Origin of the sequence: Cobetia sp. 14N.309.X.WAT.E.A4 (assembly GCF_030397495.1) — a bacterium.
GTDB classification, from domain to species: domain Bacteria; phylum Pseudomonadota; class Gammaproteobacteria; order Pseudomonadales; family Halomonadaceae; genus Cobetia; species Cobetia marina.
The window spans coordinates 171,744-191,885 of the sequence record NZ_JAPNXT010000004.1 but is presented as its reverse complement, the minus strand read 5'-3'; the positions used below and the strand labels follow the sequence as shown (position 1 = coordinate 191,885).

General features: G+C 61.5%; 17 protein-coding genes. 7 read left to right on the top strand and 10 right to left on the bottom strand.

Annotated features, from left to right (window positions below):
- Positions 1-47 precede the first annotated feature (47 nt).
- Together rnpA and rpmH are read right to left on the bottom strand one after the other, a co-directional pair.
- Positions 48-437, bottom strand: a complete 390-nt coding sequence (gene rnpA / locus OW493_RS07785) for a ribonuclease P protein component (RefSeq protein ID WP_077379742.1) — start codon at positions 435-437, stop codon at positions 48-50.
- An 11-nt stretch (positions 438-448) separates the two neighbouring features.
- A complete protein-coding gene (gene rpmH, locus OW493_RS07780; protein WP_043331656.1) occupies positions 449-583 on the bottom strand; it encodes a 50S ribosomal protein L34 in 135 nt (44 codons plus the stop codon).
- A gap of 839 nt (positions 584-1,422) precedes the next feature.
- Here rpmH and dnaA point away from each other — a divergent pair.
- The 4 genes from dnaA (at position 1,423) to gyrB (ending at position 7,909) form a co-directional block, all read left to right on the top strand.
- On the top strand, positions 1,423-2,910 hold the full coding sequence (gene dnaA / locus OW493_RS07775) for a chromosomal replication initiator protein DnaA (RefSeq protein WP_077379738.1): 1,488 nt from the start codon (positions 1,423-1,425) through the stop codon (positions 2,908-2,910).
- Positions 2,911-3,058: 148 nt separating this feature from the next.
- Positions 3,059-4,162, top strand: a complete 1,104-nt coding sequence (dnaN, locus tag OW493_RS07770; RefSeq protein WP_077379736.1) for a DNA polymerase III subunit beta — start codon at positions 3,059-3,061, stop codon at positions 4,160-4,162.
- A gap of 224 nt (positions 4,163-4,386) precedes the next feature.
- Complete coding sequence (gene recF, locus OW493_RS07765; RefSeq protein WP_077379734.1) at positions 4,387-5,472, top strand: DNA replication/repair protein RecF; 1,086 nt, start codon at positions 4,387-4,389, stop codon at positions 5,470-5,472.
- 19 nt (positions 5,473-5,491) lie between these two features.
- On the top strand, positions 5,492-7,909 hold the full coding sequence (gyrB, locus tag OW493_RS07760) for a DNA topoisomerase (ATP-hydrolyzing) subunit B (protein WP_084209549.1): 2,418 nt from the start codon (positions 5,492-5,494) through the stop codon (positions 7,907-7,909).
- A 150-nt stretch (positions 7,910-8,059) separates the two neighbouring features.
- On the opposite strand, the gene OW493_RS07755 is transcribed toward gyrB, so the two are convergent.
- From OW493_RS07755 to glyQ, 5 genes are all read right to left on the bottom strand, one after another.
- Positions 8,060-8,989, bottom strand: coding sequence for an alpha/beta fold hydrolase (locus OW493_RS07755; protein WP_289863779.1), 930 nt, complete (start codon positions 8,987-8,989; stop codon positions 8,060-8,062).
- Positions 8,990-9,145: 156 nt separating this feature from the next.
- Positions 9,146-9,658: an S-ribosylhomocysteine lyase gene (luxS, locus tag OW493_RS07750; RefSeq protein ID WP_077379728.1), complete on the bottom strand. Its 513-nt coding sequence runs from the start codon at positions 9,656-9,658 to the stop codon at positions 9,146-9,148.
- 138 nt (positions 9,659-9,796) lie between these two features.
- Entirely contained in the window at positions 9,797-10,426 is a 630-nt protein-coding gene (gene gmhB, locus OW493_RS07745; protein WP_077379725.1) for a D-glycero-beta-D-manno-heptose 1,7-bisphosphate 7-phosphatase, read from the bottom strand.
- 377 nt (positions 10,427-10,803) lie between these two features.
- A complete protein-coding gene (gene glyS / locus OW493_RS07740; RefSeq protein WP_289863778.1) occupies positions 10,804-12,873 on the bottom strand; it encodes a glycine--tRNA ligase subunit beta in 2,070 nt (689 codons plus the stop codon).
- Positions 12,870-13,832, bottom strand: a complete 963-nt coding sequence (gene glyQ, locus OW493_RS07735; protein ID WP_103751491.1) for a glycine--tRNA ligase subunit alpha — start codon at positions 13,830-13,832, stop codon at positions 12,870-12,872. Before glyQ ends, glyS begins: the two co-directional genes overlap by 4 nt.
- A gap of 170 nt (positions 13,833-14,002) precedes the next feature.
- Here glyQ and rfaD point away from each other — a divergent pair, with 170 nt between their 5' ends.
- From rfaD to OW493_RS07720, 3 genes are all read left to right on the top strand, one after another.
- Positions 14,003-14,959, top strand: a complete 957-nt coding sequence (rfaD, locus tag OW493_RS07730; RefSeq protein ID WP_077379721.1) for an ADP-glyceromanno-heptose 6-epimerase — start codon at positions 14,003-14,005, stop codon at positions 14,957-14,959.
- A 153-nt stretch (positions 14,960-15,112) separates the two neighbouring features.
- A complete protein-coding gene (gene waaF, locus OW493_RS07725; protein WP_084209545.1) occupies positions 15,113-16,132 on the top strand; it encodes a lipopolysaccharide heptosyltransferase II in 1,020 nt (339 codons plus the stop codon).
- 2 nt (positions 16,133-16,134) lie between these two features.
- Positions 16,135-17,040 (top strand): hypothetical protein, encoded by a 906-nt coding sequence (locus OW493_RS07720; RefSeq protein ID WP_289863776.1) that lies wholly within the window; start codon positions 16,135-16,137, stop codon positions 17,038-17,040.
- Between the two features lie 167 nt (positions 17,041-17,207).
- On the opposite strand, the gene OW493_RS07715 is transcribed toward OW493_RS07720, so the two are convergent.
- The 3 genes from OW493_RS07715 to OW493_RS07705 form a co-directional block, all read right to left on the bottom strand.
- Positions 17,208-18,341, bottom strand: a complete 1,134-nt coding sequence (locus OW493_RS07715; protein WP_289863775.1) for a glycosyltransferase family 4 protein — start codon at positions 18,339-18,341, stop codon at positions 17,208-17,210.
- A 2-nt stretch (positions 18,342-18,343) separates the two neighbouring features.
- Positions 18,344-19,201 (bottom strand): glycosyltransferase family 2 protein, encoded by an 858-nt coding sequence (locus tag OW493_RS07710; protein ID WP_136939488.1) that lies wholly within the window; start codon positions 19,199-19,201, stop codon positions 18,344-18,346.
- A 156-nt stretch (positions 19,202-19,357) separates the two neighbouring features.
- Positions 19,358-20,140 carry a 3-deoxy-D-manno-octulosonic acid kinase gene (locus tag OW493_RS07705; RefSeq protein ID WP_354670136.1) on the bottom strand — a complete coding sequence of 261 codons (783 nt, stop codon included), beginning with the start codon at positions 20,138-20,140 and terminating at the stop codon, positions 19,358-19,360.
- Between the last annotated feature and the right edge of the window lie 2 nt (positions 20,141-20,142).

Below are 20,142 nucleotides of genomic sequence, written 5' to 3'. Positions count from 1 at the left end.
ATAACGGAAAAAACGCCACATGCCGGACGCACCGGAGAGGTGTCGCGTCAGGCAGGTGGCGTTGACTTGGCCGCTTTCAGACGTCTGGCATCCTTCTCCAGACGAGCCCACATGCCGTCAAGCTGGCGATGTAGTGTCTCGTTGTCCAGCTCATTCACACCTCGCTTGGCCAATACGACGATGTCGACGGCCGGAAGGCGATGCTGGCGGAGGCGAATGGATTCGCGTGTCAGACGTTTGAGGCGGTTGCGATCTACGGCACGGCGCACGTTCTTCTTGCTGAACACCAACCCCAGGCGGGCATGTCCCAGGTCGTTCGGACACGCCAGAGCCAGAAGCCCCTTGCCGTGTACCTTGAGGGTGGTGTGATCGAAGACGTGCCGGTAATCCCCGGCAGTCAGCAAGCGAAGCTGCCGGGGAAATCCCTGACGGGACATCCGGGCCTCGATCAGGCGCTCAGACGCTTACGGCCTTTCGCACGACGACGCTGGATGACCTCACGGCCACCTTTGGTCGCCATACGAGCACGGAAACCGTGTGTGCGCTTGCGCTTCAGGACGCTCGGCTGAAATGTGCGTTTCATAGCTGCTTCTTCCCACGTGGTTGTTTGGAAAAGGTCAACGAATGTTGCCCTGTATCCACATGAGGACAGGGCAGATTGGTCAGGGGCAGGGATTCTAGTGAATCTGCAAGTCGCTTGCAATGTCGCGTGAGAAGTTGTCCACAGCCGTTTCCCGACATTTCACTGCTGATTCGTGCCACGCCGCCCGTCAGCTGGCGTTTCTCACGGCTATCGAGCCAGCCACGGAGCACGTGTGCAGGGCCAAAAAAATCCTTGTCGAGAAAGGAGAGGAGAAACTGCGCCTCATGCTGACCGAGGGGAAGACTTGCGAAGGGGGGGCGGCGACTCGTGCATCGGGTCCCGCTCTTTCAGGGGATAGCCCCTGCCTCCCGGGCTGTTTTGCCCGACCAGCGAATGACAGATTCGCGGCAGGAAAGCACCGGTGGATAACCTTGCCTGTGCGTGCGTCGCCACCTCCTCGAGAGGGAAAACGCATTCCCGAGCAAGGCCCTCGCTATCATTACTACAGAAAGATAGTTCTGAATATACAATAACTATAAAGGAGGGAAGATTCTGTGGATAACCTGTTTTTGTCGAAGAAGTTCAATCTACTGCCCTCAGGATATCCCTGATGATAAAGGGTGAAGAACCTGAGTTCAGCCTGTGCATGACACTGTGCATAAGTATCGCCTTATCCCCAGCGGTCCAGATGGCCTCCATCACTCCCCAGAATGTCCAGATGGCAGAAGAATCTTGATACCCAGGTTGTCCACAGTGGATTTCCCTGCCGATGTCGTGTGGATAACTCGTGGCTTGGCCTATACAATGGCCGCCCCTTTGATCACTGGATGTGAGGTCGCGTGTCGCTCGCACTTTGGCAACAATGTCTTGACGCCCTGCAAGACGAGCTGAATTCACAGCAGTTCAACACCTGGGTTCGTCCCTTGCAGGCTGAGGAAGGTGACGGCGGAGAGCTGTGCCTGCTCGCCCCCAATCGCTTCGTACGCGACTGGGTCAATGACAAGTACCTCAAGCGGATTCATGAGCTTCTGCGTGAGCTTGCTCCGGGCAAGCCGCCCAAGGTCGAGCTCAGCGTGGGAAGCCGCCGCACGGTCTCCAATCCGCGGCCAGAGGGGGCATCGACTTCATCGGTGTCCGCTCAGGCCCCTGCGCCCGGCCAGATGCCGAGCCCGCGTGCGCCGTCAGTGCATACGCCCCCGCGTGGCAATTACGCAGAAGAGCGTGAGATGGCGGGTGACGGTGCGCAGGAGGCGGCACCGCGTCGCAATGCGCGGCAGGTGCAGGTAGAAGGCAGCCTCAAGCATTCCAGTGGCTTGAATCCGAATTTCACCTTCGAAACCTTCGTCGAAGGCAAGTCCAACCAGCTGGCGCGTGCCGCCTCCCGTCAGGTCTCCGAGAACCCGGGTGGCGCCTACAACCCGCTGTTCCTCTATGGTGGCGTTGGTCTGGGCAAGACCCACCTGATGCATGCGGTGGGCAATCATCTGGCCAAGCAGGGTGGCGAGAATGCCAAGGTGGTCTATCTGCACTCCGAGCGCTTCGTGGCTGACATGGTCAAGGCGCTGCAGCTCAATGCCATCAATGACTTCAAGCGTTTCTACCGCTCGGTGGATGCGCTGTTGATCGATGACATCCAGTTCTTTGCCGGCAAGGAGCGTTCTCAGGAAGAGTTCTTCCATACCTTCAATGCCTTGCTGGAAGGGGGGCAGCAGATGATCCTGACCTCGGATCGCTACCCGAAGGAGATCAATGGTGTCGAAGAGCGCCTGAAGTCCCGCTTCGGTTGGGGGCTGACAGTGGCCATCGAGCCGCCGGAGCTTGAGACTCGTGTCGCGATCCTGATGAAGAAGGCGGACCAGGCGAAGGTCGACCTGCCTCATGATGCCGCCTTCTTCATTGCCCAGAAGATCCGTTCCAACGTGCGTGAGCTCGAGGGTGCCCTGAAAAAGGTCATCGCGGACTCCCATTTCATGGGGCGTGCGATCAACCAGGACTTCATCCGTGAATCCCTGAAGGATCTGCTGGCATTGCAGGACAAGCAGGTGGGTGTGGACAATATCCAGCGCACCGTGGCCGAGTATTACAAGATCAAGATTTCCGATCTGCATTCCAAGCGTCGCTCGCGCTCGGTGGCACGTCCGCGTCAGGTCGCCATGGCACTTGCCAAGGAGCTGACCAATCACAGCTTGCCGGAAATCGGCGATGCCTTCGGTGGACGCGACCACACGACGGTGCTGCATGCCTGCCGCAAGGTGGCCTCACTGCGCGAAGAGAACGCCGACATTCGCGAAGACTACAAGAATCTGCTGCGTCTTCTGACCAGCTGATTCAGTTGCCACGCAGCGCCGAGAGGGTGAGGTCAACCTGTCCGGCGCTTAGTGCACCGGGCCCTGTCGTGCGACGGCCCGGAATATTTGATGAGTGTGTGCTGGTCACCGGCAAGCACTTCTCCCGTTTCCAGAGAGTGGAGTCTCCATGAAATTTGCCATTTCGCGTGAAGCCCTGCTGCGCCCGCTGTCCCTGGTGGCGGGTGTGGTCGAGCGTCGTCAAACCCTGCCGGTGCTGTCCAACGTGTTGCTGGAGGTGTCTGATCAGCAACTGTCATTGACGGGGACCGACCTGGAGGTCGAGCTGATCGGGCGTGTCGAGCCCAGCCGTGTCGATGAGCCGGGTTCCGCGACGGTACCAGCGCGCAAGTTGATGGATATCTGCAAGTCGCTGCCGGAAGGCAGCGAGATCATCCTGGCGCTCGAGGAAGGCCGTGCCATCCTGCGCAGTGGTCGTTCGCGCTTCACGCTCTCGACGCTGCCGGTCGCGGAATTCCCCAACATCGATGATGGTCAGGGTGATATCACCATCAGCCTGCCGCGCGGCACGCTCAAGCATCTGATCGATGCCACTTCCTTTGCCATGGCGCAGCAGGATGTCCGTTATTATCTCAACGGCATGCTGCTGGAACTGACCAGCAATCTGGTGCGCACCGTGGCCACTGATGGACACCGCCTGGCGGTATGTGAGCAGGCCGCTGACATCAGTGTTGCCGAGTCCCAGAAGCTGATCATTCCCCGCAAGGGCATTCTGGAACTGACGCGTCTGCTGGACGGCAGCAATGAGCCGCTGACGCTCACCGTCAGCGGGACTCACGTCCGGGCGCAGACCGGCGACTTCACCTTCACTTCCAAGCTGGTGGACGGCAAGTTCCCGGATTACGAACGTGTCGTGCCGCGTGGCGGTGACAAGGTCATCGTGGCGGAGCGTGCCGAGCTGCGACAGGTACTGTCACGTACCGCGATTCTTTCCAACGAGAAGTATCGTGGTGTCCGCCTGTACCTGGAGGCCGGCAATCTGCGCGTGCTGGCCAACAACCCGGAGCAGGAAGAAGCCGAAGAGAACATCGCACTGGATTATCAAGGCGGTGGTCTGGAGATCGGCTTCAATGTCGGCTATCTGATCGACGTTCTGGGCGTGCTGGATTCGGATCGTGTCCAGTTGACGCTTTCCGATGCCAACAGCTCTGCACTGCTGGAAGAGCCGGGCGGCGGCGATGCGCGTTACGTAGTCATGCCGATGCGTTTGTAATAGTGTAAAATCGTTAAAAATCATGTGCTTGATTCGTAATCATCGCAAAGTTTTCGCGAATTTCTTCAACACATGACCGACGACACCCGCCATCCTCTCCCGTGAGGTGGCGGGTGTCGTCACATTCAGGGCCAAGAGATGATGGCACGGCAAGCATCGTGTCGATCACAGGCTGAACGTGCATATCGTCTTCGTTTTCTTCATTTGTCCTGACTGAGGTCGCCATGGCGCTTGAACGTCTGCAGTTCCAGAACCTGCGTAACCTTGCGCCTGTCGATATCGCGCCGGGTCCGAGGGTCAACCTGGTGAGCGGCGCCAACGGCAGCGGGAAATCGAGCCTGCTGGAAGGTGTGCATGTGCTGGGACTGGCACGTTCCTTCCGCACTCACAAGCTGAAGCATGCCATCGCTCACGATACGCCCGGCATGACGCTGTTCGGTCGGTTGGCAGGGGATCCCCCTCGCCCGCTGGGAGTGCGCCGTGAGCAGGCTGCAGATGGCCTCGAGATGCGACTGGATGGAGAGAAGGTCGAGCGTGTGGCGCAGCTGGCGCAGGCGCTTCCCTTGCAGCTGATCAATCCGGATGCATTCCGGCTGCTGGAAGGCTCGCCATCGGCACGCCGCGAGTTTCTCGATTGGGGCGTGTTTCACGTGAAACATGATTTCTTCGATGTCTGGCAGCGGGTTCGCCGTGCGCTCAAACATCGGAACGCGTTACTCAGACATGGTAAGATGGACGTTCAGGCATTGAACGTCTGGGATCGTGAGTTTGCTCATTGGAGTGAGCGTCTCGATGCCCTGCGCATGGAATATATGCAAGCGTTGGCCCCCCTGTTTCAGGCAACTCTCGCTGAGCTGATCGAGCTGCCGGATCTCAGTCTGCGTTATCAACGTGGCTGGGATGCGAAGCGCTCTCTAGGAGAGGTGCTGGCAGCAGGGCGTGACAGCGATAGCCACATGGGGTTTACCCAGACCGGACCGCAGCGCGCTGATCTACGCATTCGTCTCGGGCGCCGCCCTGCGGTAGAGGTGCTGTCCCGTGGCCAGCAGAAATTGGTCGTCAGCGCACTCAAGCTGGCCCAAGGGCGGTTGCTTGAGGAAATGAACGGACGTACCTGTGTTTATCTGATCGACGACCTGCCGGCAGAACTGGATGGCGAACATCGCCGACTCTTCTGCCAGTTGCTGGCCAGCCTCGAGTGTCAGGTCTTCGTGACCTGTGTCGAACCCGAAGCATTGGATCGGGTCTGGCTGCCGGGCACGGATGTCAGAATGTTTCACGTGGAACACGGGCGACTGCACACGGAATGACTTCACGACGGAGAAGCCAATGAGCGAACAGGCTTACGACTCATCGAGCATCAAGGTCCTCAAGGGCCTGGATGCCGTACGCAAGCGCCCCGGGATGTACATCGGCGATACCGATGATGGCACGGGGCTGCATCACATGGTGTTCGAGCTGGTGGATAATTCCATCGACGAGGCGCTGGCAGGGCACTGTAGCGAAGTCCGCGTGGTCATCCACGCCGATGAGTCGGTCTCCGTCAGCGACAACGGCCGTGGCGTGCCGACCGAGATTCATGAGGAAGAGGGCGTCAGCGCAGCTGAGGTCATCATGACGGTGCTGCATGCTGGTGGTAAGTTCGATGACAATTCCTACAAGGTCTCCGGCGGCCTGCATGGCGTTGGCGTATCCGTCGTCAACGCGCTGTCCGAAGAGCTGAAGCTGACCATCTGGCGTCAGGGCAAGGTCCATGAGCAGATCTATCGTCACGGCGTGCCAGAGGCCCCGTTGGCAGTGGTCGGCAACACCGAGAAGTCCGGCACCCTGGTGCGCTTCAAGCCCTCACCGCTGACGTTCGGCAACATCGCGTTTCACTACGAGATTCTGGCCAAGCGTCTGCGGGAACTCTCCTTCCTGAATTCAGGTGTGGCGATTCGTCTGATCGACGAGCGTAGCGGCAAGGAAGAGCTCTTCCACTATGAGGGCGGTCTCAAGGCGTTCGTGGATCATCTCAACACCAACAAGGCAGCCTTGAATCCGGTGTTCCATTTTGAAATGGAGCGCGAGGACGGTATCGGTGTCGAGGTGGCGATGCAGTGGAATGATGCTTTCTCCGAGAACATCTTCTGCTACACCAACAATATCCCTCAGCGGGATGGCGGAACTCACCTGGCGGGCTTCCGTGCAGCCTTGACCCGTACCCTCAACAGCTACATCGAGGCGGAAGGGCTGCTCAAGAAGTCCAAGGTCGGCACCACCGGGGATGATGCCCGTGAAGGCCTGACCGCGATCATCTCGGTCAAGGTGCCGGATCCGAAGTTCTCCTCGCAGACCAAGGACAAGCTGGTGTCCTCCGAGGTCAAGACAGCGGTCGAGCAGGAAATGGGCCGTCTGTTCTCCGAGTACCTGATCGAGAAGCCCAACGAAGCCAAGGCCATCGTCAACAAGATGCTGGATGCGGCACGTGCGCGTGAAGCGGCCCGCAAGGCGCGTGACATGACGCGTCGCAAGGGCGCACTGGATATCGCGGGGCTGCCGGGCAAGCTGGCTGATTGCCAGGAGAAGGACCCGAGTCTTTCCGAACTGTATCTGGTCGAGGGTGATTCTGCCGGCGGTTCCGCCAAGCAGGGTCGTGATCGTCGTACCCAGGCGATCCTGCCGCTGAAGGGCAAGATCCTCAACGTTGAGAAGGCGCGCTTCGACAAGATGCTGTCATCTGCAGAAGTCGGCACGCTGATCACGGCGCTGGGCTGCGGTATTGGTCGGGAGGAGTTCAATCCTGACAAGCTGCGTTACCACTCCGTGATCATCATGACGGATGCTGACGTCGATGGTTCGCACATTCGTACGCTGCTGTTGACTTTCTTCTTCCGTCAGATGCCGGAGCTGATCGAGCGTGGTCATATCTTCATCGCGCAGCCACCGCTCTACAAGATCAAGCGTGGCAAGCACGAGCAGTATCTGAAGGATGAGCAGGCGCTTCAGGATTACCTGACAGCCACGGCGCTGGACGGCGGCAAGCTGCACGTCAATGCCGATGCGCCGGGTATCGCTGGCGCTCAGCTCGAAGCACTGGTCAATCAGTATCGCGGCGTGATGAAGCGTATCGATCGTCTGGCGCGCGTCTATCCGTCTGCCGTGCTGCGCAAGATCGTGCATGCCCCGCATCTGGATGAGTCGGCACTGAAGGATGAAGCCATGGTGCAGGGCTGGATCGATGGTCTCCAGAAGGAAATGGATGACCTGATCGCCTATGAGGGCGGCCCGCACTACAGCTTCAGCCTCAGCCATGACAGTGAGCGCAACCTCTATCTGCCGGCAGTCACACTGACGGCGCACGGTGTCAGCAGTGACTATCTGTGGGACGTCGATTTCTTCAAGTCCGCGGACTACCGTGAGATCAGCGAGCTGGGCTCCATGCTGGAAGGCTTGCTGGAGGCGGGCAGCTATGTCTCACGCGGTGAGCGCAAGAAGGAGGTCGTCACCTTCTACGAGGCACTTGACTGGCTGATGAAGGAAGCGGCGCGTGGCTTCAGCATCCAGCGCTACAAGGGGCTGGGAGAAATGAATCCGGATCAGTTGTGGGAAACCACCATGGATCCGGAATCACGCCGCATGCTGCGTGTGACGGTCGAAGACGCGATCGGTGCCGATCAGATGTTCAACACCCTGATGGGAGATGAGGTCGAGCCGCGTCGTGACTTCATCGAGCGCTTCGCCCTGGTGGCCAATCTCGACGTCTGATGTCGTGATCGTCGTCAGCTGAAAAAAAGCCCTGATCCTTGATCAGGGCTTTTTTATGCCTTGCTGCCAGAGCTGGAGCGTGTAGAAGGCGGCACAAAGGAGAAATGAGAAAGGGAAGAGGGGGATGACAGAATGAGGCCCGGGGCCGTCTCAGGCTGCCGGATCGCTTGTCAGCCATTCAGCGATACGCTCTGCCGTGACGGTTGCCGTCGCCAGCCCCAGATGATCCACGTCCTCGAGTATCGTGACGTGCGCGGCGGGATGTTGCGGCTGCAGGCATTCCTCGAGTCGGTCGGCGTGAAACGCCTCATCCTGATCACCGATCAATGCCAGCAAGGGCACGTGATGCCGTGACAGATTCTCGAGATCTCGTTGGTAATGGCGAGGATTGAGGCCTGTCATCAAGCGCCAGGAGTAAGCGCTCGTGGTGTTGGCATCGCGATATTCAGCGGGAATGTTGAAGGTGAGTACCTCGAGATGATCCATGCGATGGATGGACAGCTTGTTCAAGAGCATGCATGTCAGCATGCGTGCTATCCGCGGTTGTGCCCAGCGGGAATCGCGACGCATGTTGGGGGCGAGGTGATCCAGATAGGGAGCCAGCAGAATGAGGCCAGCCAGCGGGATGCCGGCAAGCCCGTGTTCCAGAGCGGATGCCGCGAAACGCAGTGCCAGGCCGCCTCCCGCAGAGTGCCCGGCGATCCACAAGCTGGCGTCGGCGGGGAGATCCAGTGAGCGGATCAGATCTTCAATATCCTCCTCGAGCTGCAGCGGGTGATCGATATCGCCGCGCCGGGCAGGCGTCGGGCCATGGCCACGCAAGTCAGGCGTGTGGACGTGATACCCCTCAGTGGCCAGATGCGTTGCCAGTGAGGCGAGGTAGCGACTGTCAGCACTGGAACCATGCAGCAGGATGAGGTGTGTCGTGCTCGCTGGAATCCGCGTCGGGTAGTAGTGACGACAGCCCAGGCTGCTGCCATCGCGACAGCGGTAGGGGACGAGTTCATTCGGTGCTGACCACGCTTCCTTGTCTGCCAGGAAAGTCGTGAAATCAAAGGCATGGCTGTTGGAATCGGGCATTCGCGTCACTCGCTCGGGATGTTGTGGCATGAAAAAAGCCCGCTATCTGATCAGGTCAGATAGCGGGCTTTTTCGTTCAAGGACCCGGCGCACTCGACAGGCTGATCAAGTCCGGTGCCTCAAGGCTTGGTATCTCAAGACTTGGTGTCTCAAGACTCAATGCGCCTGATTGAGGAAGCCTTCGTCCAGCTTCAGCTCATCATTGCGATTGATGCCGATATCGCGTGACAGGATGTTGCTGGCGATCTGCTTGGCTTCTTCCAAAGAATGCATCTGTGCAGTACCGCACTGATAGACGTTGAGCTCCGGAATCTCTTCTTGGCGTGCGACGTTCAGCACGTCCTGCATGGCGGCAGACCAGGCAGCGGCAACCCGGGCTTCGTCCGGCTCGCCGATCAGGCTCATGTAGAAGCCGGTACGGCAACCCATCGGCGAGATGTCGATGATCTCGACGCCATCACCATTGAGGTGTTCGCGCATGAAGCCGGCGAACAGATGTTCCAGCGTGTGAATGCCCTTCTCGGAGAGAATCTCTTCATTCGGCACGCAGAAACGCAGATCAAAGACGGTGATGTTGTCGCCCTTGGGGGTACCCATCTTCTTGGCCACGCGCACGGCAGGGGCTTTCATGATGGTGTGGTCGACTGTGAAGCTATCCAGCAGTGGCATACGAGGCCTCCAGCATGAGGGAGTGAGATGGGCAGGCCGTTGCCTGCCCGGATTCATGTCTGAAGGGTAGCATATCGCCGCTATTGAATAGAGGGGCAAGCACATGCCGGCGCAGGGAGTGCGCGCAGCATGTGTGTCTCACAGATAGCTCTCGGCAGCGGCTTCACAGCTCACGCAGCGGCGCTGGGACTTTCCCGGCTCACCATCCGACATGGCATGGTTGAGCTCGCCATCCAGCAGGCGGTTGGTGAAGTCGGCCAGGTTGGCGACCACCAGCACGTCCTTGAGGCCCTCGCCATCGGCCAGTGTCTTCTGGCCCTTGCCGGTCATCACCAGCGCGGCGCGACAGCCGGCCTTCTGGCCAGCGACCAGGTCGCGCAGACTGTCGCCCAGCATCCAGGCGCCTTCGAAGTCCGGAATCTGCAGAGCGTCCTGAATCTGGTGCAGCAGGCCGGGTTCCGGCTTGCGGCAATCGCAGCCATCATCCGGGCCATGCGGGCAGTAGGCGATGTGGGCGATATCGCCACCGGCTTCCTTCACCAGCTGCATCATCTTGGCGTGCATCTGGTCGAGTTCCCGGTGACCGAAGTGGCCGCGAGCGATGCCGGACTGATTGGTCGCGACGGCCACGGTATAGCCCGCTCGCGTCAGGCGAGCGATGGCCTGAATGGAGGTGGGGTATTCGATCCACTCCTCGGCATTCTTGACGAAGGCATCGGAGTCTTCATTGATGACACCATCACGGTCGAGCACGATCAGTTTTTGCATGGTCAACTCTTCACCTCAGGGCAGTCAGGGGCGTCAGCCGGGCTGCTTGTCAGGGGGTCGCCGCTTTGCCTGGGAAATTGTGAGCCAAGTCACAAGATGACGCTCGCACGGGGATTGGGCAAATGGCGCCGAGTGACCGAAGAGCGTGGGTGCGACAGGCTGTCACGCTTTTCGAACACTGTTTCTATACTGGATTCTAGTGCGACCTAGGTAGGGGATCAAGGCAGAATTTGTGACATCGCGGCCACATTGCGTGTAATCCTGTCACGCAATACGTCATTTCGAGGAGGCTGGATGCAAAAGAACCCCGCCGTGGCGGGGTTCTTTTGCAGAGACTGCCATTTACCGATGTCGGGGACACCGTGGGCCGGCAGCCCTTATTGGGTCAGCAGGCTGATGTCGGCCACACCCATGAACAGGCCTTGCAGACTGGCCAGCATCGCCAGGCGATTGGCGCGCACGGCGGCATCGTCGGCGTTGACCATGACCTGATCGAAGAAGGCATCGACCGGCTCGCGCAGGCTGGCCAGCGTATCGAGGGCTTCCTGGTAGCGTGCCGCCGCGAACAGCGGTGCCACTTCCGCGCCACGTGCCTTGAGGGCCTCTGCCAGTGCCTGCTCGGCCGGCTCACTCAACAGGCTCGTGTCCACCTCGGTGCGGCCATCGTGCTCGGCCTTGGCGAGGATGTTGGAGACGCGCTTGTTGGCGGCTGCCAGAGCGGCGGCTTCCGGGCGTTCGCCGAAGGCGTGCACGGCACGCAGACGACGCGCGAAGTCCAGCGGGTTGCTGATCTTCAGGGTACGCACGGCCAGGTACAGTTCGGCACCCATGCCCTCGTCATTGGCCCAGGCGCGGAAGCGATCGAGCATGTACTCGAGCACGTCCTCGACCAGTCCTTCGGCCTTGGGCAGGTCACGATGCTGCTCGGCGCTGACGGTCAGCAGCTCGCGCAGGTCGAGGTCCAGTTCGCCCTTGATCAGGATGTTGAGCACCCCGATGGTGGCACGACGCAGCGCGAACGGGTCCTTGGCGCCGGTCGGACGCTGACCGATGCCGAAGATGCCGGTCAGGGTGTCGAGACGGTCCGCCAGGGCGATCGCCATGCCGGCCTTGGTCGTGGGGATCGCATCGCCGGCGAAGCGCGGCAGATACTGTTCTTCCAGCGCACGCGCGACGGTGGCATCTTCGCCATCGTGACGGGCGTAGTAGTGGCCCATGATGCCCTGCAGTTCCGGGAACTCCAGCACCATCTCGGTGACCAGGTCGGTCTTGGCCAGCTGTGCGGCGCGTGCGGCGTGCTCGACATCGGCACCGATGCGTTCCGCGATGTGGCGGGCCACAGCTTCGCTGCGATGGGCCTTGTCGGCCATGCTGCCCAGCTTCTGCTGGAAGACGACGCTCTCGAGCTTCTCGCGACGCGATTCCAGCGTGCTGCGCAGGTCGGTCTCGTAGAAGAAGGCGGCATCGCCCAGACGCGGACGAATCACCTTCTCGTTACCGGAGATGACCTGTTGCGGGTCCTTGCTCTCGATATTGGAGATGGTGATGAAGGCCGGCTTGAGCTTGCCGTCGTTGTCCAGCAGGTGGAAGTACTTCTGGTTGGCCTTCATGGAGGAGATCAGACACTCCGCCGGCACTTCCAGGAAGCGCTCATCGAAGGTGCCCGTCAGTGCGACCGGCCATTCCACGAGACCGTTGACCTCGTTGAGGAGGGCTTCCTCGATGACGGCATTGGCGCCATAGACTTCCGCCTCGGCCTGGACCTGTTCGCGGATGCGCTCACGGCGTACTTCACGGTTGGCCAGCACGCGGGCATCTTCCAGCGCGTCGAGGTAGTCCTCGGCGTGCGCCAGCGTGATGGCCTGCGGGGCATGGAAGCGATGACCGAAGGTGGTGCGGCCTGCCTCGAGGCCCAGCACGCTGGCCTCGATCACTTCGCTGCCGTAGAGCGCGACCAGCCAATGCACTGGACGAGAGAATTCGATGCGTGAGGCACCCCAGCGCATGTTCTTCGGCACCGGCAGGCGGGCGACGACCTGTTCCAGCATGGCCGGCAGCAGGGCGGAAAGATGCTCGCCCGGCTGGGTATGACGATAGCCGAGCCAGGTGCCCTTGTCGGTTTCCAGCTCGATCAGATCACTGACCTCGACACCGCAGGAGCGAGCGAAGCCCTGCACGGCGCGGGTCGGCTCACCATCCTTGAAGGCCGCAGCCTTGGCCGGGCCACGCTTCTCGATCTCGCGGTCCGGTTGACGCTCGGCCAGCGACTCGATCATCACCGCCAGGCGACGTGGTGTGGCGTAGGCGCGGACCTGACCGAAGGCGACTTCGGCCTCACGCAGGCCATCGGCCAGGCCATTGGCCAGGCCGTCGGCGAGGGCATCGATGGCACCCGGCGGCAGTTCTTCGCAGCCCAGTTCGATCAGCAGGGTATTCACGGAGGTCATGCTGACGCGTCTCCCTCGGTAGTGGTGTCATCGGCGGCGAGCAGCTCGTCACGCAGTGCCTGTGGTGCCAGCGGGAAGCCAGCGGCCTTGCGCGAGTCGTAATAGGCGTGGGCCACGTCGCGGGCGAGGGTGCGCACGCGCAGGATGTAACGCTGACGCTCGGTGACGGAGATGGCGTGACGCGCATCCAGCAGGTTGAAGGTGTGGGAGGCCTTCAGCACCTGCTCATAGGCCGGCAGCGGCAGGTTGGCCGCCAGCAGCTTCTGACATTCGCTCTCGCAGTGATCGAAGGCAGCGAACAGCTCCGGCACGGCAGCGTGCTCGAAGTTGTAGGCGGACTGCTCCTTCTCGTTCTGCAGGAAGACATCGCCGTAGGTGACCACGGAGCCGTCCGGTGCGGTGGTCCAGATCAGGTCGTAGACGCTGTCCACGTCCTGGAGGTACATCGCGATGCGCTCGAGACCGTAGGTCAGCTCGCCGGTGACCGGGAAGCACTCGATGCCGCCTGCCTGCTGGAAGTAGGTGAACTGGGTCACTTCCATGCCGTTGAGCCACATTTCCCAGCCAAGTCCCCAGGCGCCCAGCGTCGGGGATTCCCAGTTGTCCTCGACGAAGCGGATGTCGTGGACCAGCGGGTCAATGCCCAGACGCTCCAGCGAGCCCAGATAGAGCTCCTGCAGGTTGGCCGGTGACGGCTTCATCACCACCTGGAACTGGTAGTAGTGCTGCAGGCGATTGGGATTTTCGCCGTAGCGGCCGTCGGTGGGACGGCGGGAAGGCTGCACATACGCAGCGTTCCAGGTTTCAGGACCGATGGAGCGCAGGAAGGTCGCCGGGTGGAAAGTCCCCGCGCCAACCTCCATATCCAATGGCTGCAGGATGATGCAACCCTGTTCGGCCCAGTATTGCTGCAGGGCCAGAATCAGGCCCTGGAAGGTTTTCACGTCTGGCTGTGTCATTGGTGAAGCCCGTTGGCCCATGAATTCGAGAACTGCCAAGTATACAATCCCCGCTTATCGGGTTATAGGCCGCAGACGTAACCGAGTGCGTGCCATTTCCAAATTCTGATGCGTCGCGTCCCTGCACGCGCGTATTGCCTACAAGCCTCTGAGAGGCTCTGGGAGCTCAAATGATCGTCGTTACCGGAGGCGCCGGCTTCATCGGTGCCAATATCGTCAAGGCACTCAATGATCGCGGCCGTACCGATATCCTGGTGGTGGATGACCTGAGTGACGGCACCAAGTTCGTCAATCTGGCGGATCTGACCATTGCCGACTATCTCGACAAGGACGATTTCCTGATTCGCGTCCAGTCGAGCCTGATGGGGGAGTATGCCGAGCTGCCGAAGATCGAGGCGATCTTCCACGAGGGCGCCTGCTCCGATACCACCGAGTGGGACGGCCAGTTCATGCTCGAGAACAACTTCGAGTACTCCAAGGTGCTGCTCAACTTCTGTGAGGCGAATCAGATTCCCTTCCTCTACGCGAGCTCCGCGGCGACCTATGGCGACAGCCAGGTCTTCAAGGAAACACCGGAGTTCGAAGGGCCGCTCAACGTCTACGGCTACTCCAAGCTGCTGTTCGATCAGCACGTGCGCCAGCGTTGGGACAGCCTGACCACCCAGGTGGTCGGCTTCCGCTATTTCAATGTCTATGGCCCGCGTGAGCAGCACAAGGGCAAGATGGCCAGCGTCGCCTACCACCATCACACTCAGGTGAAGGCGGGCGAGAACCCGAAGCTGTTCGGCGCCTACGATGGCTATGAAGCCGGCATGCAGAGCCGTGACTTCGTCTACGTCGGTGATGTGGTCGACGTCAATCTGTGGTTCCTCGATCACCCGGAAGCCTCCGGCATCTTCAATCTGGGCACCGGCCGTGCCGAGCCGTTCAAGGCGATCGCCGAGACCGTCATCGAGTACTACGAGAAGGGCGAGATCGAGTACATCGACTTCCCGGAAAACCTCAAGGGCCGCTACCAGAGCTTCACGCGTGCCGACATCGGCAAGCTGCGCAAGGCCGGCTGCAACGTCGAGTTCAAGACCGTTGCCCAAGGCACCCGCGCCTATCTCGAATGGCTGAATCGCTGAGTCTGAGCACGTGTGGACTGAGCACGTGTGGACTGAGCACGTGTGGACTGAGGGTAAGCGCGTGTGGAATGAGCATGGGCGCCTGCATCGCAAGTGCGATGGGGCAGGGCAAGCGCATCCGCAAAGAGGGTTGGCCGTGAAGAGGAGCAAGGCATGAGTGAGCGCATTCTGGTGGTCGGGCCCAGCTGGGTCGGCGACATGGTGATGGCGCAGAGCCTGTTCATGACGTTGAAGCAGCGCTCGCCCGGCTGCCGGATCAGTGTGCTGGCGCCCGCCTGGTCGCAACCGATCATCGAGCGCATGCCCGAGGTCGAGGAAGCGCTGGCACTGCCGGCGGGGCATGGCGACTTCGCCCTCAAGGCGCGCTGGCGACTGGGGCGCTCGCTGCGCGGGCGTTTCGATCGCGCCATCGTGCTGCCGCGCTCCTGGAAGTCGGCGCTGGTGCCATTCTTCGCGCGTATTCCAGTGCGGGTCGGCTTCACCGGTGAGCAGCGCCACGGCCTGCTCACCGAGTGCCGCAAGCTCGACAAGTCGATTCTCGATCAGACCGTCAAGCGCTTCACCTCACTGGGCCTGCCGCTGGACGAGGCCAACCCGCCGCAGCGCATCCCCGAACCCTGTCTCGTCACCGACAGCGCCAATCAGCGGCGTCTGCGCGAGGAGCTGGGCCTGAGTGCGCCACCGGCCCCCATCATCGGCATGATGCCGGGCGCGGAATACGGGCCGGCCAAGCAGTGGCCACTGGCGCACTTTCGCGAGCTTGCCGAGTCACTGACGCAGGCCGGGGCGGAGGTGCGTATCTTTGGCGGTCCCAAGGATGTGGCGGCCGGTGAGGAGATTGCCCAGGGGCTGGCCGGCGTCCACAACCTGTGTGGCAAGACGCGACTGGCGGATGCGGTGGATCTGATCGCCGAGTGCCGGGAAGTGGTCAGCAATGATTCCGGCCTGATGCATGTGGCGGCCGCGGTAGGGGCCCGTATCCAGGGCATCTACGGCTCCTCGTCACCACATTACACGCCACCGCTGACGGCCAATCGCGAGATTCACTGGCTGGCGCTGGAGTGCTCACCGTGTTTCAAGCGCGTCTGTCCGTTGGGGCATACCAACTGCCTGAATCACATCGCGCCTGAGCGATTGCTGACGGCGATCGCGCTGGATGAGGATGAGCGGTGAGCTTGCCGAAGAATCGTACGACGGATGATCTGATCCATCCGCGGATGCGCGGGGCGATGACGCGTGCACAGCGTATCGAGGCGTGGCGTGCCTGGTGTGAGCAGCACCTGGTACTGCCGTTCAGCCGGGCATGGCTGGTGCGCTGGTGCCGGCATCGCTCGCGCCATCAGGGGCTTGAGCAGCGTGGCTTGCCGCGACATGCCGTGGAAGACGTGATGGGACCAGAGGCGCTGACACTGTGGATCAATCCGCGTGAACTGGTGCGCGACGTCAACTTCGGGCGTGACAAGCGCAAGCGGCCTTCCTCGAATGCCTTCATCTGGGAGGGTGACTGGGACCTGCGGCGTGGCGCCTTCCGCTTCGGCTCACGCTCGCGCCTGATGCGTGACCTGATCGAGCATGGTGATGATCTGACGGTGACCGAGCGTTATCAGCAGCTCAAGGCCTTGCTGGAGGCGGGCAAGCCCTGGGCATCGCCGCGTGATGGCCTGCTGATGGACAGTGAGGAACAGATTCTCGGTTACCTGCGCTGTTATCGCGGTTATCTGCAGGACATGGCCGCCAATGGCTTCCGCCAGGGCATCACCAAGGATGAGATGGGCGTCGCGGTGACGCGTGATGGCCGTCTGCTCAAGATCAATCGTGGCCTGCATCGCCTGGCGATGGCGCAGCAGGTGGGAGTGCCCCACGTGCCTGTCGTCATCAAGGCGGTACATCGTGAGTTCTGGGACAAGGTGACCGCCGGTGCCGAAGGTGATGAGGCTCTGCGGCGTCTGCAGGCTGCGCTGCAAGAGTGTCGTCCCGAAAGCGAACCCGGCCCGCTGGACCCCAAGACCTATCCCGTGATGGGAGTGGATGAGGGGTGGCCGGATCTGCGTGGACTCGAGGATGCAAATTCCGGTAGTTGAGCCGATAACCTGTTGTTTATAAAAACGAAAAAGCCCTGTTTCATCGTGATGTCTCACATGAAACAGGGCTTTTTTCGCTCTCTCTGTTCGAGCGACAGCAGGTACTTGGGCGACAGGTACCTGGGCGATAGATGCCTGGGCGATAGATGCCTGAGGCGAGAAGCGGTCTAGCGTGCCAGCCGCTGATAAAGCCCCAGATAGGCCTCGCCCATGGCGCTGGGGGTGAAGCGTGCCAGATGCGCCCGCGCGCCCGCGACCAGCCGCTCTCGACGTGGTGCGTCATCGCCGAGTGCCACGATGGCGGCAGCCAGCGCGGGTGCATCGTCGGTGGGCACCAGCACGCCGGTGGCATCGTCATGCACGATATCGGGGATGCCATCCACCTCGCTTGCGATGATCGGGACGCCGTGGTCCATCACGTCGAGCAGGATCGAGCCAAGTCCTTCATTGCGTGACGGGAAGGCGAACAGATCGAAGGCCTCCAGATAGTCGCCGACATTGGTGTGGAAACCCTCCCAGACAAGATTGTCCAGATCGGCGCTCTCCGCCTTGAAGGCGGCTTCATCCTCTCCCGCGCCCAGGCAGACGAACAGCAGCTGCGGGTGACTGTCGCGCAGCTGACGGGCCGCCTCGATCAGCACTCGCTGGCCCTTGTGGCGGTCCACCAGCGCGCCGACATGCCCGACGACGAAGCGACCCCCGGCGGGCGTATTGCCGAAGCGCTCCCGCAGTCTGCCCACGGCTGTCTCATCGCTGGGCAGGTGGGCGAGGGTGCTGGGAATCAGAGCCGTCTCCCCCCACTGGCGCTCACGCAGGTGTGACTCGATCACCGAGGAAATCGCCACCCGGCAGGCAGCGGCGCGATAGGTCAGACGATTGAACCACTTGTCCTTCACCGGCTGAGGCACCCGGCGGGTCAGCAGATAAGGCGTGCCGGTGAGGCGCTGATGCAGCCACGCCCAGTGCACGGCCTTGGCTTCGTGAGCATGCACGATATCGGCGCGAGGCTGACTGAGATGGCCCTTGAAGCGCCCATGGATCTCGATCACGTCCACCGTGACGGCAAGCTCGAGCGCCGCCAGTTCGGTGATCAAGGGCGAGCCTTGCAGGCACACCAGCGACTGACGGATGGGCGTACCAGGCTCGCCGTTCTCTCCCGGGCTGGCGCGTCGCGCCAGGTCCGCGATCAGGTTGAGCGTCTGGCGCTCACCGCCGCGAAAGCCGCGGGCCAGATTGACGTGGCGCACGTGCAGCGGCCGAGACGAAGCTTGCGACGCCGCCTGCTCACAAGCAGAGGTCATGGTCACCATACCTTGTTGAAGTCTTCCGCCTCACGCACCTTGGCGTCGCGCTGGAATTCCAGCAGCTTGGCGTATTTCAGGTAGGCATTGACGCTGGCGGACAGCGCCACCGAGAAGCCATCGACGCCATCGCGGAAGCCGGCCTGGAAGACGAACTTGCGCATGAAGGCATTGCTGGCATGCAGGAAGGGCGTGAAGGCGTTGGCGCGTTTTCCCTTCTGATACATGATCTTGGCGGCGCGATTCGAGAAGCGACCACTGGCCTTGACGAACAGCTCACCCAGATTGGCGAAGCTGTAATGCTCAAGGTCCGCATCCAGCTCGCAGGGGTGGCTGGCCTGAACGGAGCTGTGCTGGCGCGAATCGCGGAAGGCGAGCTTCTCGCGGTCATACAGGCGCAGGCAGTAGTCGGGATACCAGCCGGCATGGCGCACCCAGCGCGAGCCGATGAAGTTGCGACGCCGCAGGGCGAAGCCATCATGTGGCGTGCTGTCGAGTGCCAGTTCCCGGATGGCGCTGACGGCCCCGTCGGTCAGGCGTTCATCGGCGTCCAGTGACAGCACCCAGCGGTGGCTGGCATGGCTCGGTCCGACGTTCTTCTGCGGCCCGTCGCCCAGGTAGGGCTGGTCGATCACCACGGCGCCCATGGCGCGCGCCAGCTCGCAGGTGGCATCCGTGGAGCCGGAATCGACCACGATCAGCTCATCGCAGACCTGGGCCAGCGAGCGCAGGCAGTCCTCGATGTTGTGGGCTTCATTGAGAGTGATGACGCAGCCGGTGATGGGCACGGCGGTGCGCAGCTTGCCATCGGAAGGAGGGGCGGTCGGGGTGACGGCCGGGGCCTCGTCGCTCGGGTTCATGACGGTCTCTGTCTTGAGAGCGCCTGGCTCACGTGTGTGACAGGCGCCGATGGGACGCAGTGGCAGGCGGGAATCGGATGATGCGCCTGCCGACGATTCATGTCGCTATCGTACACTGCATGGGCACCGATGCCTGCAGGGCGATACGCTGAAGCGTCAGGCGTGATAGGCGCTGCGAATGGCGGCCAGGCACGCCGCATGATGTGTCGGCGTGAAGCGCGCCAGCGAGCGCCCCAGGCGTGAGAGGTTGTTCTCGCGCCAGCGTGCGTCAGCGGGAGCCTCGTCATGCAGCTGGCAGCGATCGAGATCGATCACGTAGACGCGTCCGCCTTCATCGACCAGCAGGTTGCGTGCATTGAGATCGACATGCTCGAGCCCGGCGTCATGTACGGCGCGAATGGCGCGACCTGTCGTCTCCAGCACTGCCAGCAGGGATTCGGGCAGCTCGGCCCCGGCAGGCAGGCGCTGTGCTTCGAGAGCGATCAGGTCATCGGCGAAGGCACGCGCGCCGGGTATCAGCACCGTGATCAGGGCGGCCTCGTAGCTCAGGCCATGCCGCCATACGCAGGCGCCGACCGGCTCTGGCACCGGCAGCCCCTGGCGATGCAGCGTTTCCGTCAGGCGCAGCTCGGCGAAGGCGCGGGTGCGCTCAAGGCCGGTGTAGAGGTAGCGCTGACGAGCGATCTTCGCGATCAGACCACCGCGTCGATAGGGGCGCAGCGCCCAGCGTTGAGACGGGGTTCCAGTGGCATGGACGGGGTGCAGCTCAGCGGGCAAACGACAGACATCGAGGAACAGACTCGCCCCACGCCCCGGTGCTTCTCCGGTCACGGCGCCGTGTTCGCGCCAGAACGATGGCATGAACCAGTCCGGCGTCATTTGTGGCGCTGTTTCGCCATCATATAGAATGTGGGCATTCTCATTTCGGAAAACTGCCATCC